Raw genomic sequence first — 17,189 nt, forward strand, 5'->3', positions numbered from 1 at the left:
TACGACGATGCCGCAAAGAAGGCCCCTGCTGGCCGGGCTGCTCGGGCTGGGCGCCACACCCGCCAAGGCGCAGGATGCCGCCTGGCAGCCCAGCCATCCCGTGCAATGCATCATCGGCTTCGCCCCCGGCGGCGGCGCCGACCTCATCGCCCGCGCCATCATCGAGGCGGCGCAGCCGCTGATCCCGCAGCCGCTGGTGGTGGTGAACCGCCCCGGCGCCGGCGGCACCATCGCCGCGCAGCAGGTCGCGGCGCTCGGCGCCGATGGCCATACCCTGCTGATGGGCGGCGGCAGCGAGAGCACCAGCATCCCCGCCTACCGGCAGCTGCCCTACAACCCGAAGACCAGCTTCCGCGCCGTGCTGCGGCTGATGCGGCAGCGCATGTTCATCCTGGTCAAGGCGGATAGCCCCTGGCGCAGCATGGCGGATGTCATCGCCGCGGCGAAGGTGAAGCCGCAGGCGGTCAGCCATGGCTCCTCCGGCATCGGCTCCATCTACCACTCGGTTTTCGTGGTGCTGGAGAAGCGAGCGGGGGTGGAGCTGCTGCATGTCCCCTATACCGGCGGGGCGCCGGGGTTGCAGGCCGTCGCCGCCGGGCAGGTGGACCTGATGGTCGCCAGCCCGGAGGAGTTCAAGGGCCTGACCGATGGCGGGCTGCTGCGCATCCTCGTCTGCTGCTCGGCCGACCGGGCCGAAAGCTACCCGGCGGTGCCGACCCTGAAGGAGCTCGGCTGGAACGTCGACATCGAGAACATGAAGGGCTGGGTCATGCCCGCGGCGACGCCCGATGCGGCCATCGCCTATTTCCATGACCGCTTCCGCCAGGCGATGGCCCGGCCGGGCTGGCAGGCCTTCCTCGAACGTGCCGGCGATACCGATGGCTACCTCGACGGCCCGGCCTTCCAGCGCGCCATGGACGGCGTGCTGGATGCCATCACCGCCGCGAAGAGCTGACTACAGCAGGCCCTTCGAGGCTTTCTCGAAGGTCCCCTTGCTCAGCTTCGGCACGTCGAGGATGCGCTGCAGCTCCCGCCGCATCAGTGCCGCCCGCGCCGGCGCCTGCCGCCGCCACAACCCGAGCGGCGAGATCAGCCGCGCCGCCATCGAGGCATTGATCGGATCGAGCGCGATCACCGCATCGGCCAGGAAGCGGTAGCCGGTGCCATCGGCGGCATGGAAATGCTGCGGATTGCCACTGGCGAAGGCGCCAATCAGCGAGCGTGCCCGGTTCGGGTTGCGCAGGTCGAAATCCGGATGCGCCTGCAGCGCGCGGACCGCGGCCATGGCATCCGGCCTGGCCGACATCGCCTGGATGGAGAACCACTTATCCAGCACCAGCTCATCCGCGCGCCAGCGCCCGTGAAAGGCGGCCAGGGCCGGGTCGCGGGCCGGATGCGTGGTATCCACCAGCAGCGACAGCGCCGCCAGCGTATCCGTCATGTTGGTCGCGGTGTCGTATTGCGCGGCCGCCAGATCGGCGTCGCCGGCCGCCACCAGATAGGCGAGGCAGGAATTGCGCAGCGCCCTGCGGCCGATGCTGCGGCCATCGACCTGATAGGCGCCGGCCTCGGCCAGACTGTCGTAGCAGGCCCGCAACTCGGCGCCACAGCGCTGCCCGATCTCCCGGCGCAGGTGCTGGCGCACTTGATGGATCGCCTGCGGATCGGCGATCTCCATCTGGTCGGCAAGGAAACCTTCGCCGGGCAGGGCCAGGGCTTCGGCGGCGAAGGCCGGGTCGGCCTCGGCGCCGCGCAAGGTGTTCAGCACCGCCTCGGCCAGCGCCGGATCGAAGCCCAATGCCTCGCCGCGCTGTTGTGCCGCGACCATGTCGAGCATCAGCGCCGCGGCATATTGCAGCCCGCTTTCCCAACGCACGAAGGGGTCGCTGTCATGCACGGCGAGGAAGCGCAGCCGCTCCCGCGAAATGCCCTTCAGCCGTACCGGGGCGGAAAAGCCGCGCAGCAGGGAGGGCGTGGGCGGCGCCGCGACATCCTCGAAGATGAAGCGCTGTTCGGCCTGCTCCAGCAGCAGCAGGCGGGTGCCGGGCTGCGCCGCATTCTCGCCGGCGAGGCGCGTCGGCTGCGCGGCGCCGGCCGCGTCCAGCAGGCCCATCGCCACCGGGATCGGCACCGGGCGCTTGGCCTCCTGGCCCGGGGTCGGCGGGATGGACTGCCGCAGTGTCAGGGTCCAGCGGCGGGCCTTGGCGTCATAGCTGTCCTCGGCGACCAGCTCCGGCGTGCCGGCTTGGTCGTACCAGCCCATGAAGGCGGAGAGGTCGATGCCGGAGGCCTCCTGCATCGCGCCGACGAATTCCTCGATCGTCACCGCACGGTTGTCGTTGCGGGCGATGTAGAGGTCCATGCCGCGCCGGAAGGCGCTGGCACCGATCCGGGTATGGATCAGCCGCACCACCTCGGCGCCCTTCTGGTAGACGGTCGGCGTGTAGAAATTGTCGATCTCGATGTAGCTGTCCGGACGCACCGGATGCGCCATCGGCCCGGCATCCTCGGGGAATTGCGCCGCCCGCAGCCCGCGCACGTCGCGGATGCGCTTCACCGCGCGGCTGCCCTGGTCGGCGCTGAATTCCTGGTCGCGGAAGACCGTCAGCCCTTCCTTCAGCGATAGCTGGAACCAGTCCCGGCAGGTGACGCGGTTGCCGGTCCAGTTGTGGAAGTATTCATGCGCGATGACGGTCTCGATGCCCTGGTAGTCGCCGTCCGTCGCTGTCTCCGGCTTGGCCAGGACATACTTGGTGTTGAAGACGTTGAGGCCCTTGTTCTCCATCGCCCCCATGTTGAAATCCGACACGGCGGCGATGTTGAAGACGTCGAGGTCGTACTCGAGGCCGAAGACCTCCTCGTCCCAGCGCATGCTGCGGATCAGGCTGTCCATCGCATGGGCGCAGCGATCCTCGTCGCCGCGCCGCACCCAGATGTTCAGCGCGACGTCGCGGCCGCCGGCGGTGGTGAAGCGGTCGCTGACCGCGACGAGGTCGCCGGCGACCAGGGCAAAGAGGTAGCTCGGCTTCGGATGCGGATCGACCCAGCGGGCCCAGTGGCGGCCGTCCGGCAGGTCGCCGGCCCCATCCGGATTGCCGTTCGAGAGCAGCACCGGCACGCGCGCCTTGTCGGCGGTGAGCGTCACGGTGAAGCGAGTCATGACATCGGGGCGGTCGGGGAAGAAGGTGATGCGGCGGAAGCCCTCCGCCTCGCATTGGGTGTAGAAATTGCCGCCCGAGGTATAGAGGCCGGAGAGTTCGGTATTCTTCTCCGGCGCGATGCGCACGACCGTCTCGAGCAGCCCGGCGTCGGGTGCCGCCAGGATCGTTAGCACCCCGTCGGTGCCGAAGCTCAGCCGTTCCGGCGGGATCGGCACGCCATCCCAGCGCGCCTCGACCAGGGTCAGCCCGTCGCCATCGAGGCGCAGCGGTCCCTCCGCCGCACGGTGCAGCACCAGCTTCGCAGTGACGACGGTCGCCGCGGCATCGAGTTGGAAGTCCAGTTCCACGCTGTCGATCGCATAGGCCGGCGGCCGGTAGTCGCCGCGCTGGATGCTGCGCGGTGCCAATTCCTGCTGCGTATCCATTCCAGGTTCCATCCTCAGGCGCCGAACCGGCGCAGCACATTCTCGAGCATCCGGGAGATCGGGTTGGCGTAGCCGTTATGCGACAGGCTCCCGGCAAAGGTGATCGACCCGGTGGAGAAGACCGTGCCGCCGCCCGGCGTGTCGAAGGTGACGATCTCGGCGCGGATCAGCGCCTCCGCATCCTCGCCGGGGATGGTGGTGACGCGGCCGAGCAATTCCTCCGGTACCGTCACGAAATGCGACTGGTGCTGCTCCGACCGCGCCAGGATCACCGCCCCTGGCGGCGTGCCCAGCAGCGAGTCCGCCCGGTCCAGCTCGAAGCCCGCCGCGCCGCCGCCCGAAAGCCCGAAGTCGCCGAGGATATCGCCTTCCACGCCCGCCATGATCCAGGCGACCTTGGGATCATCCGCAGCCGGCAGCCGCCGATAATGCGAGCCTTCGAAGGCGCCCTGGCCGGAGAAGCCGACACCGCAGAGCAGTTGCGGCGCCCGCCCGTTGCGGCGCCACAGCCCGCCCATGGTGCCGTCGAACTGGTGGTAGTATTCGCCCGGGTCAGCCGCCCAGGCGCGGATGCCGCCCTCGGCCCGGCGCAGCTCGATTACCCCCGGCAGGTCGGCCCGCCGCGCCACCTTCCAGTAGAAGCCGTTGCCGCCGAGATAGGCCAGCCGGCCGCCGCCGTTCACGTAGTCCTGCAGCGCGTCCAGCATCACCTGGCTGTGGTATTCCGGATGCGCCCCGGTGACGATGCCCTTGTAGCCCGAGAGCAGCGACAGGCCTTCGGCATCGAGGTCCTCGTCGGTGATGACGTCGAAGGCGAGGTCCTTCTCCTCCAGCCAGTCGGTGATGTGGCTATCGGCCGGGAAGTGGCGGAGGCCCGAGCCGCGGGCGTCGTCGAAGGTGAGGAAGCCTGGCCGCATGGTCAGGATCGGCCGCAGCCGCGTGCTGAAGCCGATGCCGCTGCCGTCGGGGTGGGTGTTGTAGGTGCTATGGGCGAATTCGGAATGCTCGTCCGGGCTGTGCGGATAGGCACCCCAGTTGGCAATGCGCCGGCGGAAGGCCTCGTCCAGATTGCCGCGCTGGTGATTGGCATAGACTTGGTAGGTGAAGGTGCTGGCGAGGAAGGCGAGCGGCGCCCGCACCCTGCCCTTGGGCGGCAGCACGTAGAAGGGGATGATATCCTCCGCACCCTCGCCCCGCAGCCGCACGCCATAGACGCCGCTCGGCATATCGGCCGGGATGGGTAGGCTGAAGGCGGTCTCCCAGCCGCAATCGGCCAGGTCGTCCTCGTGGAAATGGATGGCGGCATAGTGCCGTGGCGCGTGGCGCCAGGCGTGCTCGGCCCCGGTCCAGCGGCTGCCCCGCATGGCCCGGTTGGGGATGTTCACCAGCGTGCCGTGCAACGCCGCCGGGCCGCGGTCGGTGATGCTGTCGCCGTCCATGCCGATGGAGAAATCCCACCAGGCCCGTAACCGCCCAGCCGCAAGCAGCGCCTCCGGGTCATCCAGCGTGGCCGGGTCCGTGCCCGCCAGCAGCATCGGGTCCTCGATCCGGCCGTTGAAGCCGGTGCCGAAGGTGATGGTCGCTGGCCCGGCCCAGTCGGCAGCCGGCAGAGCCATGGCGGCCTCGCCCTCGTCCGGCCGCCCGGCGACCGGCTGCAGCGCCCGCTGCGCCAGCCGCAGCGTGCCGTTGCCCAGCGTCACCGAGACCTCGTACCAGCGCCGGGGCAGGGGGGCCGCCGCCAGGGTGCAATCCAGGCCATCCGCCGTCGCCACCAGCCCCGCCGCACCCAGGGCCAGCACCAGCGACTGCCCACCGACCTCCAGCGCCAGCACCTGCCCGCGCAGCAGCCAGGGCTGCAGCCGCAGCAGCACGGTGAAGGCACCGCCCAGGTCCAAGGCGCCACTCGCCCGTCCGGAGGACCCCAGCGGCACCGCCTGGACCCGCGCCGGGTAGTCCCCCGCGCAGGCGGAGGGCACCGGGATCAGCTTCATCCCCGGCCCCGCCGGATTGGGGTCCGCATGCCGGATGCGGACGATATCCGCCGCATAGGGCATCGCCGCCGAGACCTTCACCGCGAGGCTCTCCCCCGGCCGGCCCGAGAAACGATCCAGATACCCGATCAGCGGCAGCATCCACCCATATCCCCCACAATCCGCCGACACGGTTGACCATCCCACCCCCGGAGGGCAAGCCTGCGGCCCCAGGAGGATACCCCAGATGGATTTCGCGCTGACCCCGGAACAGGATTCCATCCGCGAGGCGGTCACCGCCATCTGCGCCCGTTTCGACGATGCCTATTGGCTGAAGAAGGACAAGGAAGGCGGCTTCCCGCACGACTTCCACCGGGCGCTGGCCGAGGCCGGCTGGCTCGGCATCTGCATCCCCGAGGAATACGGCGGCTCCGGCCTCGGCATCACCGAGGCGGCGCTGCTGATGGAAGCGATCGCCGCATCCGGCGCCGGCATGTCGGGCGCGACCGCGGTCCATCTCAACATCTTCGGCCTGCATCCCGTGGTGGTGCATGGCACGCCGGAGCAGAAGGCGCGGATGCTGCCGCCGATCGCCCGCGGCGAGGTGAAGGCCTGCTTCGGCGTGACCGAGCCGACCACCGGCCTCGATACCACCCGGCTCAAGTGCCGAGCCGAGCGCCGCGGCGATACCTATTACGCCAATGGGCAGAAGGTCTGGATCAGCTCCGCCCAGGTCGCCGACAACATCCTGCTTCTGGCCCGCACCACGCCCATCGAGCAATGCGCCAGCCCGGCCGATGGCATCAGCCTGTTCTACACGAAGCTCGACCGCCGCTACGCCAGCGTCCGGGAGATCGACAAGGCCGGCCGCAAGGCGGTCGATTCCAACGAGATCTTCTTCGAGGACATGCCCATCCCGCTTGAGGACCGCATCGGCGAGGAAGGGCGCGGCTTCCGCTACATCCTGCACGGGCTGAACCCGGAACGCGTGCTGATCGCCGCCGAAGCCGTCGGCATCGGCCGCGTCGCCCTCAAGCGCGCGAGCGACTACGCCCGCGAGCGTGTGGTCTTCGGTCGCCCGATCGGCCAGAACCAGGCGGTGCAGCACCCCCTGGCGCAGGACTGGATGGCGCTCGAGGCCGCCTGGCTGATGACCTTGCAGGCAGCATGGAAGTACGACCAGAAGCAGGATGCCGGCGCCGCCGCCAATGCCGCCAAGTATCTGGCGGCGGAAGCGGCGATGAAGGCCTGCCAGAATGCCGTCATGACGCATGGTGGCTTCGGCTACGCCAAGGAATACCACGTTGAGCGCTTCCTGCGCGAAGCGATGATCCCCTGGATCGCCCCGGTCAGCCCCAATCTGATTTGCTGCTACATCGCCGAGCGGGTGCTTGGTCTGCCGAAGAGCTACTGAGCCCCGCACGGAACCCGCGGGGGAGGGGCGCCTAACCCTATATTAAACGGTTCCCGGTACTCGTTGCAGACCACGCAGCGGGAAACGGGAACCTTCATGGCGCAGAATCCAGCCAGCCTCTTCGCAATGCTCATCGACGCGACCTACTATTTGAACGCTCATCCGGATGCTGCGAGCTCCGGCCTCGGCGCTACCGAGCATTATCTGCGAAGCGGCTGGGCGCTGGGCTACGACCCGAGCCCCTATTTTTCCACTGCAGGCTACCTCGCCGCCAATCCGGACGTCGCTGTGGCCGGGGTCAATCCGCTACTCCATTACGCGACCAGCGGCGCGCAGGAAGGCCGCAGCCCCTCGGTCCTCTTCGACTCGTCCTTCTATCTCGCCCACAACCCGGATGTGGCGGCCTCCGGCAGCAATCCGCTGCTGCACTTCATGCAGTACGGCGTGCATGAGGGGCGTGATCCGAACGCCTTCTTCTCCGTCAGCGGCTACCTCGCCACCAATCCGGATGTCGCCGCCTCCGGTACCGATCCCTATGCCCATTACCTGACCTTCGGCTGGCACGAGGGCCGCGATCCCTCGCCGCATTTCGACACCAGCTGGTACCTGGAGCAGAATCCGGATGTTGCCGCGGCCGGGGTCAATCCGCTGCAGCACTACCTGACCTTCGGCTGGCATGAGGGCCGCGACCCCTCGCCGCATTTCGACACCAGCTGGTACCTGGAGCAGAATCCGGATGTTGCCGCGGCCGGGGTCAACCCGCTCGGGCATTACCTGCAGTTCGGCATCCACGAGCATCGCATGGCGGTCGCGCCGAGCCTGAGCGTGAGCACCCTCGTGGCCAACGAAGGTACCGTGGTCACCTATACCTTCTCCGCGCCCGGCATGCCTGCCGGTACCCCGTTCGGCTATGTCCTCCATGGCGTGCAGGCCGATGACGTGCTCGAGGCACGCACCGGCACCGCGACCCTGGATGCGGAGGGTCGGGCCACGGTGTCCTTCACCCTGGCCGCGGATGCGACGACCGAGGGGACGGAAACGATGCAACTCAGCATCGGCGGCCGCCTCGGCAGCGTGGTGATATCGGATACCTCGCAGACCGAGACCGCATTCTTCCTCACGGCCGCAACCGATAGCATCGCCGGATCCATCTACGACGACACCTTCACCGCGACGGTCGCCGGCGGCTTCGCCAGCACCGACCGCATCGATGGCGGCGACGGCCTGGACACGCTCGACGTCACCGATACCGCTGGATTTTCCCTGGCCGCGCTGCCCATCCTCATCAATGTCGAGGCGGCGGTCATCGCCTCGTCGGCTGGCAGCATCCAGCTCGACACCACCGCCTGGTCCGGGCTGGAGCGGCTGCAGGTGCATGGCAACGGCGGCAACAACGCGATCACGGTCGGTGCAGGCACCAGGGTCCTCGCCGATTTCGTGAATGTCGGTGCTGCCGGTACCACGATCAACGGCGGCACGGGCGTCACCCTGATCCTGGCCGGGTCCACCACCGGAGGTGCCACCATCGGCAGCGTCACCGCGCCCAGTGGCGCGATCAGCGTCAACAATACCTCGGATGGGGCGGTCGCCATGGGCGCCATCGCGGTGACCGGCGGCAGTAGCGTCAGCATCGTCCAGGCCGCCACCAACGCGGTGGGCACGACGACGACCATGGGCGAGGTGACCGTGACTGGCACCGCCGCGACCACCGCGGTCAGCGTGACCGCCGTCGCCCGGGCCACCGCCTCGGCCGACGTCGCCGGGGTGATCACGAACAGCGTCGCCATAACTGACGTCAATCATGCCAGCGCGTGCCTGTCCGGCACCATTGCCTCGGTCACGGTGGCGAACTACAGCACCCTCGCCATCGGCGGCAATGCGCTGACCACGCTGAGCCTCACGGGCGGCTCCGGCAACGTCATCATCGACAACAGCGGCCTCACCACGCCGACCAATCGGGCCCTTGCTGTCACGCTCGACGGCCTGACCGGCGGCACGATGGATGACGCCGATATCTATACCACGCTGAACGCGACCACCGCCGGCCACAACTCGAGCCTGGCCAACATCACCTTCGGCGCCCTGACCAGCCTGAACATCGACGGCACCCATCGCCTGACCCTGACCTCGACCACCGGCATGACCATGCTGCAGACCGTCGCGGTCAGGGGCGCCGCCGGGCTCACCGCGGATCTCAGCAGCCAGACCAGCCTCACCAGCATCGATACCAGCGCCACCACCGGCACCTCCGTCATCACCCTCAACGCCGGCCGGGCCAGCTTCACCGGCGGTGCCGGCGCCGACAGGGTGACCCACGCCTCCGGCATCATCGACCACGCGGTCTCGCTCGGCGCGGGTGACGACAGCCTGAACCTCGGGTCGTTGTCCAGCACACCGGGCGCCACACTCTCGGGAGGCGTCGGCACCGATACCCTGATCATGCAGGCGAGCCTGGCTGCCACCGCTTCGGTCAGCAATGCCTTCGCCGAGGTGGTGACCGGCTTCGAGCGGCTGGTGCTGAACGGTGCCACCAACCAGACCGTCGACCTGGCCATGCTCGGCATCCCCGATTACGTCAGCACGTCGGGAGGCAATGGCCTGACCCTCAGCAACCTGGCCAATGGCGGCACGCTGGCCCTCACCGGCGCCGGGACCGCCTATACCATCAGCAATACGGCCTTCACCGCCGGTACCGACGACAGGGTCCATGTCATCCTCCAGGATGGCAGCGGCGCCGGCGTCGCCTTCGCTTCCACCGGCATCACCGCCAGCCGGGTCGAGCATATCGACGTCACGGTCCTGGATACGCAGGCGACGCCGACCGGCACCTTCAACGACTCGCTCTCGCTGCTGGGCAACAGCTCCCATTCCATCACCATCGGCGGCAATGCCGGCCTGACGCTGACGGCGACCAGCACGGCGCTCACCTCGGTCGATGCCAGCGGCATCATCTTCGGCGGCTTCACCTGGACATCCGGCGCTCTGGCCAATGCCTCCAGCGTGCATGGCAGCGCCAGCGGGACCAATACGGTGAATGTCACCGCCGCGAACCAGGCCGTCACCTATGTCGGCGGCAGCGGCAACGACGTGATTACCGCCACCAACGGCCAGGCCCATGTCATCGACCTCGGCGGCGGTAACAACAGCTTCGTCGGCGGGAGCGGCCATGTCAGCGTCACCGCGGGCGATGGCGCCGACACCGTGGTGCTCACCAGCGGCAACAATACCGTCTCGCTCGGCAACGGCACCAATGCCTTCACTGCCACGTCCGGCAACAACACCTATGTCGGCGGCGCGGGCAGCGATATCGTGACCCTGGGCGGCGGCATGAACCACGTCACCCTCGGTGCCGGCAGCGATGTCGTCTCTCTGACTGCATCGGGCGCCAACCTCAACGTATACACCACCATCGCCGATCTCGACGCAGGCGACACCATCGTCTTCGCCGACCTGGGAACCGAGACCTTCAACAGCACGAAGATGGTGCTGGGCCGGCACGCGGTCTTCCAGGATTATGCCAATGCCGTCGTCACCGCCGGCGGCAATGCCAGCGTCAATGGCGCCTTCGGCTGGTTCCAGTTCGGCGGCGACACCTATCTGGTCGAGAGCCGACACGACGGCAGCGGCAACAACGCTGAGTTCATCAACGGCGTCGACATGATCGTCGAGCTGACCGGCCTCGTCGATCTCTCGGCTGCCAGCGTCACCGGCAATGCCTTTTCCTTCGGCATTATCTGAGCTGACAGGGCGGGGAGAGCGTTTCCCCCGCCCTGCCCAGGCTTACCCTATTCCACCCGCAGCTTGTTCTCTTCGATCACCTGCCGAAACTGCTCCCGGTGGGTCTTCAGGAAGGCGGTGAAGTCCGCCGTGCCGCGCGGCTGCGCCTGGAAGCCGATGGCGGCCATGCGCTGCTTCACCTCGGCGGTGCCCATGGCCTTCTCGGTCTCCGCCGCCAGCCGCTCGACGATCGCCGCCGGGGTCCCGGCCGGCATCATGTAGCCGCCGAAGGCGCCGGCGTCGAAGCCCGCGGTCTCCGGCAGCCGCGCCAGCGGGGCGATGTCGGGGGCCAGCTCGCTGCCGGCGGCGAGCGAGATGCCCATGGCCCGCAATCCGCCCTGGCGCACCAGCGGCCCGGTCGCCGCCAGGGTATCGATGGCGAAATCCACCTGCCCAGCCATCACCGCCGTCAGCGCCGGCCCGCTGCCCTGGAAGGGCACGTGCACCGTATCCATCAGCCCGGCCCGATTGAGCCACATCAGGGTGATCAGATGCGCCGCGGCCCCGGTGCCGGAGGAGGCATAGGTGAACTTGCCGGGGCTGGCCTTCACCACCTTGATGAACTCCTCCGCGGTCCTGGCCGGGAAGTTGTTCGTCACCGTCAGCACATAGGGCGAGATGCCGATCATCGCGACCGGGGCGAAATCCTTCTCCGGGTCGTAGGGCGTGCGCTGCACCAGCGGCGCGGTGGTGATGGGCCCGGTCGAGGCGGCGAGGATGGTATAGCCATCCGGCGGTGCCTTGGCGACGGCATCGGTCCCGATCATCCCGCCGGCGCCGGCCTTGTTCTCCGGGATGACCGCCTGGCCCCACTGCGCCGCGACCTGCTGGCCCGCGACCCGCGCCATGAGGTCCGTCGCCTGTCCCGGCGGCCAGGGCACCACCATCCGCACCGGCCGCGCCGGATAGGCGCCCTGGGCCAGGACGGGCCGCGCCAGCAGCAGGGCAGGCGTGGCGAGCAGCAGCGAGCGACGTTTCATTGGTTCTGTTCCCGGACGTATTATGGTGCGGCCCATGTGGCGTCATTCCGCCCGGATGCCAAGCTGCTTGATGAGCCCGCCGAACAACTCCCATTGGGCCCGCAGCATGGTGTTGAAGGCCTCCGGCCCCAGCACCCCGACTTCCATCCCGAGGCTGCCGAAGCGGTCCTTCAGTTCGGTCGTCGCCAGCCCCTCCTTCACCTCGGCCAGCACCCGGTCGATGATCGGCTGCGGCGTGCCGGCGGTGGTCATCAGCCCGTTCCAGCCACCGATGTCGTAGCCCGGCAGGTCGGCCGCGCTGGCAAGCGGCTCCAGTCCGGGCAGCAGGGCGCTCGGCTTGGCGGTGCTGATGCCGAGCGGCCGCAGGCTGCCCTGGCGCACCAGCGCGCCCGCCGCCGCCGGGGTCTCGATGGCATAATCCACCGAGCCGCTGAGGAAGGCGGCCATCGCCGGGCCGCTGCCCTGGAAGGGGATGTGCAGCGCATCCACCCCGGCCCGGGCATTGAACAGTGCCGTCAGCAAATGCTGCGCCCCGCCGATGCCGGAGGACGCGAAGGTGTACTTTCCCGGGTTCTTCTTCAGCAGCGCGACAAAGGCCCGCGCATCGGCAGCGGGAAAGTCCGGCTTCACCAGCAGCATGTAGGGGGCGATGCCGAAGCTGCAGACGGGCGCCAGTTCGCGGGCCACGTCATAGGGCGTGCGCTGCACCAGCGGCCCGAAGGTGATCGGCCCGATCGAGGCCGAGAGCAGGGTATAGCCATCGGGCGCCGCCTTGGCGACGGCATCGGTGCCGATCATCCCGCCGGCGCCCGGCCGGTTGTCCGGCACCACGGTCTGGCCGAGCCTGGTCGTCAGGTGCTGGGCGATGATGCGGCCGATGATGTCGGTCGCCTGGCCGGGCGGCCAGGGAATGACCATGCGCAAGGTGCGGGAGGGCCAGGGTGCCGCCTGGGCGCTGGCTTGCGTCGTGGCTGCAGCAGCCAGCAACAAGGGCGCGAGCGCCCGACGTCCGATCATTCCTGACCTCCCCGGGATTTTGTTCCGGGTATCCTGCCGCAAGCCGGGGAGGGGCGCTACTCCACCCGCATCCCGGCCCGCCGCACCACCGGCGCCCAGCGGGCGCGGTCGGCAGCGAAATAATTGCCGAAGGCCGCCGGGCTCTCGCTCGGCTCGACATCCACGCCGCCTTCGGCCAGCTTCCGCCGCAGCTCCGGCTCGGCCAATACCTCGTTCAATGCGGCATGCAGCCGGGCAATCCGCTCCGGCGGCGTTCCGCCGGTTGCCAGCAGCGCGAACCAGGTACTGGCCTCGATCTGCGGAAAGCCCGCTTCCCCGGTTGTCGGCAGCGTGGGCAAAGCGTCGCTGCGCTTCGCCCCGGCGATGGCCAGGGCCCGCAGGCTTCCGGCCTGCACATGCGGCAGCATCGGCGCCAAGGCATTGGTGAAGACCGGCACCCGCCCGGCCAGCACGTCGTTCAGCGCCGGCCCGGTGCCGCGATAAGGGATGTGGTCCATCTCCACTTCCAACGCCTGGGCGATCATCGCCCCCGCCGCATGGCCGGTGCTGCCGACCCCGGGCGAGGCATAGGAGAGCGCCGGCCGCGCCGCCTTCGCCACCGCCTGCAGCTCCTTCAAGGTCGTCGCCGGGACCGAGGGATGCACCACGATGACGTTCGGCCCGAGGCCCATCATGCCGATCGGCGCGAAGGCGGTTGCCACGTCATAGGGCACGCGAGCCTGCACCAGGCTGGTGATGGTCAGGCTGCCGCTGCCGCCGAGCACCAGCGTATAGCCATCGGCCGGCGCCTTGGCGACGATATCGGCGCCCAGCATGCCGCCGGCACCGCCGCGGTTCTCGATCACCATGGGCTGGCCGAGCCTGGCCGCCATGCCCTCGGTCACCAGCCGGCCGATGATGTCGTTGGTCCCGCCCGGCGGCCAGGGAATGACCAGGCGGATCGGCCGGTCCGGATAGGTCCCTTGCGCATGCACTGCCGGCGCGGCCAGGACACCCGCCAGCAGCGCGCGCCGGCGCATCAGTAGATCACCACCGAGCGGATGCTCTCGCCCTTCTCCATCAGCTCAAAGCCATGGTTGATCTGCTCGAGCGGCATGGTGTGGGTGATCAGGCTGTCGATGTCGATCTTCCCCTCCATGTACCAGTCGACGATCTTCGGCACGTCGGTCCGCCCGCGCGCGCCGCCGAAGGCGGTGCCGCGCCAGTTGCGGCCGGTGACGAGCTGGAAGGGGCGGGTGCTGATCTCCTCGCCGGCGCCGGCGACGCCGATGATGATGCTCTCGCCCCAGCCGCGGTGGGTGCATTCCAGCGCCTGGCGCATCACCTTGGTATTGCCGATGCACTCGAAGGAGAAATCGGCGCCACCGCCGGTGAGATCGACGATGGCTTCCACCACCTTGTCCTGGCCGACGACATTCGGGTTGATGAAATGCGTCATGCCGAACTGCCGCGCCATCGTCTCCCGCTCGGGGTTGAGGTCGACGCCGATGATCTTGTCGGCACCCACCATCCGCGCGCCCTGCAGCACGTTCAGCCCGATGCCGCCGAGCCCGAAGACCGCGACATTCGCACCCGGCCAGACCTTGGCGGTATTGATCACGGCGCCGACGCCGGTCGTCACGCCGCAGCCGATGTAGCAGATCTTGTCGAAGGGCGCGTCCTCCCGGATCTTCGCCAGGGCAATCTCCGGCAGCACGGTGAAGTTCGCGAAGGTGCTGCAGCCCATGTAGTGCATCACCTGCGTTCCCTCGCAGGAGAAGCGGGACGTGCCATCGGGCATCACCCCCTTGCCCTGGGTCGCACGGATGGCGGTGCAGAGGTTGGACCGCCGGCTGAGGCAGGTTTTGCACTGCCGGCATTCTGGCGTGTAGAGCGGGATGACATGGTCGCCCGGCTTCAGGCTGGTGACGCCGGCGCCGACCTCCCGCACCACCCCGGCGCCCTCATGGCCGAGAATGGCCGGGAACATCCCCTCCGGATCGCGCCCGCTGAGCGTGTACTGGTCGGTGTGGCAGAGACCGGTCGCCATCACCTCGACCAGCACCTCGCCGGCCTTCGGGCCGCCGATCTCGATCGTCTCGATCGTCAGCGGCTTTCCCGCCGCCCAGGCCACCGCCGCGCGCGTCTTCATGGCTTCGTCCCCGTCATCCAGGGCGCCAGATAAGCGGGATGTGGCCCGGCGGTCCAGCGCCGAGCCGCACCCATGCCTAGCCCATCATCGAGCGCGACGGCTCCCGCTCCAGCGCCGCCTCGATCGCCGTGGCATCCTTGGTGCCTTCGCCGAGCGCCTGCTTCAGGTGCTTGGCATAGGCCTCGGACACCACCGCCGGCAGCAGCGGCTCGTTCGGGTCGACGATCGCCTGGATGATCACCGGCCCCTCGACCGCCAGCGCCGCGTCCAGCACCGCGCCAAGCTTGGCCGGATCCTCGACCGTGAAGCCGTGGCCGCCCATGGCTTCGGCTGCCTTGGCGAAGTCGATCACCGGCACCTCGCACCCATGCTCCGGATTGCCGAGGAAGAGGATCTGCTCCCACTTGATCTGCCCGAGCGTGCCGTTGCGCAGGACCAGCAGCTTCAACGGCAGCTTCATGGCGACCGCGGTGGCGAATTCGCCGAGCTGCATCGCCAGCCCGCCATCGCCGATGATGCCGATGATCGGCCGCCCCGGCCAGGCGCAGCCGGCCGCCACCGCATAGGGAATGGCGCAGCCCATGGAGGCCAACAGGCCCGAAACCCCGAAGTCATGCTCCGGCCCCAGCCGCATGTGCCGCGCCACCAACCCGGTATGGTGCCCGCTATCGGCCACCACCACCGCATCGGCCGGCATCCGCGCGCCAAGCGCCGCGACCGGCGCCGCCGGGTTCATCGGCAGGCGGGGGCTGGTCTCGGCGGCCCGCAGGGTCTCATGCCAGCGCCGCGTCTCCGCCTGCGCCATCTCGAGGAAGCCGCGCTCCTGCTTGCGCTGCAGCAGCGGCAGCAACTGGTCCAGCACCGCCTTGGCGTCGCCGACCAGCCCGGCCTCGGTCGCCTGGCGCAGCCCGATCCGCTGCGGGTCGCGGTCGATCTGCACCACCCGCGCCTGGCCCGGCTTCGGGTAGTATTCGACATAAGGAAAGGTGGAGCCGACGATCAGCAGCGCGTCGCAGTCCTTCACCACCGCATGGGTGCCGAAGGTACCGTAGAGCCCGATGCCGCCAGTGGTCAGCGGATGCTCGTCCGGCAGCACCGCCTTGCCGAGCAGCGCCTTGATCACCGGGGCGCCCAGGGTCTCGGCCACCTGCTCCAGCTCGGCCTTCGCGCCGAGCGCCCCGCGGCCGGCGAGGATCGCCACCCGTTGCGCGCCATTGAGGATCTCCGCCGCCGCGGCCAGCTCCGCGGGGTCCGGCAGCCGCAGCCCTTCGACCCAGTTCGCCGCGCTGGTCTGTGCCTTGCCGCGCGGGGAGGGCTCGTCCTCCGCTTCTTCCTGCACGTCCACGGCAAGCGCCAGATGCGCCACGCCCCGGCGTGCCAGCGCGGTGCGGCAGGCCAGGCTCGTCACCGTCTCGGCCTGGGCCGCGCCCATGATGCGGGCGTTGTAGACGGCGACATCGGCGAAGACGCGGTCGAGCGGCACGTCCTGCTGGGTGAAGGTATCGGCGATATCGTGATAGGGCAGGCCGGTCAGCGCCACCACCGGCGCCATGTCCAGCTTCGCGTCGTACAGCCCGTTCAGCAGATGCAGCCCGCCCGGCCCCGTGGTGGCGAAGCAGCAGCCGATCCGCCCGGTCCATTTGGCATAGGCCGCGGCCATGAAGGCGGCGCTTTCCTCATGCCGGACGGTGACGAAGCGGATCTTGTCCTGCCGGTGACGCAGTGCCTCGACCACGCCGTTGATGCCATCACCGGCATAACCGAAAATCGTGGTCACGCCCCAGGCATGCAACGTATCGACGACGATCTCGCTGGCATTGCGCGGCATGTCGCTGTCCCTTCCCGAAAGGCGGCGAACGTCGCCGCCCCGGGCCGGGTTTCGCTCAGTTCATCAGTTCGGCCGGAACCTTGCCGCCGTTCTCGGCCAGCTTCTGCATGACCTGCTTGTGCAGCCAGATGTTCATGGCGGCGCTGTCGTTGGTATCGCCGGTGTAGTTCAGCTCCTTCGCCAGCGACTTCCGCGCATCGAGGCTGCTATCCATCTCCAGCAGCTTCATCATGTCGACGATGGAATGCTGCCAGTCCAGGCGCTGCTTGGACTGCGAGGCGAGCCCATTCATGACGGCGGTCACATCGACCGGCGTGGTGGTCGCGGCGGCGGCGGTGGCGGTCCCGGTGCCGGGCTGCGCATCGGCCGGGGCCGGGGAGGCGGAGGGCACTGCGGAGGGCACGGTCGGCGGGGCGGCCTGGGCATGGCCGGTAAGCTTCTCAAGGATGCGGCTGAAAATACTCATCATGATTCTCCATCGGGACC

11 protein-coding genes are annotated in these 17,189 nt (G+C 68.9%); 3 read left to right on the top strand and 8 right to left on the bottom strand.

Annotated elements, in window-relative coordinates:
- Positions 1-7 precede the first annotated feature (7 nt).
- Positions 8-955, top strand: a complete 948-nt coding sequence (locus AC0IW9_RS14970; protein WP_471649070.1) for a tripartite tricarboxylate transporter substrate binding protein — start codon at positions 8-10, stop codon at positions 953-955.
- Here AC0IW9_RS14970 and pepN read toward each other — a convergent pair whose 3' ends face one another.
- Positions 956-3,586 (bottom strand): aminopeptidase N, encoded by a 2,631-nt coding sequence (gene pepN, locus AC0IW9_RS14975; RefSeq protein WP_471649071.1) that lies wholly within the window; start codon positions 3,584-3,586, stop codon positions 956-958.
- Between the two features lie 14 nt (positions 3,587-3,600).
- Complete coding sequence (locus AC0IW9_RS14980) at positions 3,601-5,718, bottom strand: N,N-dimethylformamidase beta subunit family domain-containing protein (protein ID WP_471649072.1); 2,118 nt, start codon at positions 5,716-5,718, stop codon at positions 3,601-3,603.
- An 85-nt stretch (positions 5,719-5,803) separates the two neighbouring features.
- Between AC0IW9_RS14980 and AC0IW9_RS14985 the strand changes: the two genes are divergently transcribed.
- Positions 5,804-6,970, top strand: a complete 1,167-nt coding sequence (locus AC0IW9_RS14985) for an acyl-CoA dehydrogenase family protein (protein ID WP_471649073.1) — start codon at positions 5,804-5,806, stop codon at positions 6,968-6,970.
- 96 nt (positions 6,971-7,066) lie between these two features.
- Positions 7,067-10,708: a beta strand repeat-containing protein gene (locus tag AC0IW9_RS14990; protein WP_471649074.1), complete on the top strand. Its 3,642-nt coding sequence runs from the start codon at positions 7,067-7,069 to the stop codon at positions 10,706-10,708.
- A 47-nt stretch (positions 10,709-10,755) separates the two neighbouring features.
- On the opposite strand, the gene AC0IW9_RS14995 is transcribed toward AC0IW9_RS14990, so the two are convergent.
- The 6 genes from AC0IW9_RS14995 to AC0IW9_RS15020 form a co-directional block, all read right to left on the bottom strand.
- The gene (locus tag AC0IW9_RS14995; protein ID WP_471649075.1) at positions 10,756-11,727 is read right to left on the bottom strand and encodes a Bug family tripartite tricarboxylate transporter substrate binding protein; all 972 of its coding nucleotides are present in this window, start codon (positions 11,725-11,727) and stop codon (positions 10,756-10,758) included.
- A gap of 42 nt (positions 11,728-11,769) precedes the next feature.
- Positions 11,770-12,744, bottom strand: a complete 975-nt coding sequence (locus AC0IW9_RS15000) for a Bug family tripartite tricarboxylate transporter substrate binding protein (protein ID WP_471649076.1) — start codon at positions 12,742-12,744, stop codon at positions 11,770-11,772.
- Between the two features lie 56 nt (positions 12,745-12,800).
- Positions 12,801-13,763 carry a Bug family tripartite tricarboxylate transporter substrate binding protein gene (locus AC0IW9_RS15005; protein WP_471649077.1) on the bottom strand — a complete coding sequence of 321 codons (963 nt, stop codon included), beginning with the start codon at positions 13,761-13,763 and terminating at the stop codon, positions 12,801-12,803.
- A complete protein-coding gene (locus AC0IW9_RS15010; RefSeq protein WP_471649078.1) occupies positions 13,763-14,875 on the bottom strand; it encodes an S-(hydroxymethyl)glutathione dehydrogenase/class III alcohol dehydrogenase in 1,113 nt (370 codons plus the stop codon). Before AC0IW9_RS15010 ends, AC0IW9_RS15005 begins: the two co-directional genes overlap by 1 nt.
- Positions 14,876-14,951: 76 nt before the next feature.
- Positions 14,952-16,703: a thiamine pyrophosphate-dependent enzyme gene (locus tag AC0IW9_RS15015; RefSeq protein WP_471649079.1), complete on the bottom strand. Its 1,752-nt coding sequence runs from the start codon at positions 16,701-16,703 to the stop codon at positions 14,952-14,954.
- 55 nt (positions 16,704-16,758) lie between these two features.
- Positions 16,759-17,172, bottom strand: coding sequence for a DUF3597 domain-containing protein (locus tag AC0IW9_RS15020; protein ID WP_471649080.1), 414 nt, complete (start codon positions 17,170-17,172; stop codon positions 16,759-16,761).
- Between the last annotated feature and the right edge of the window lie 17 nt (positions 17,173-17,189).

The sequence above is a fragment of the Belnapia sp. AC561 genome, assembly GCF_979252845.1.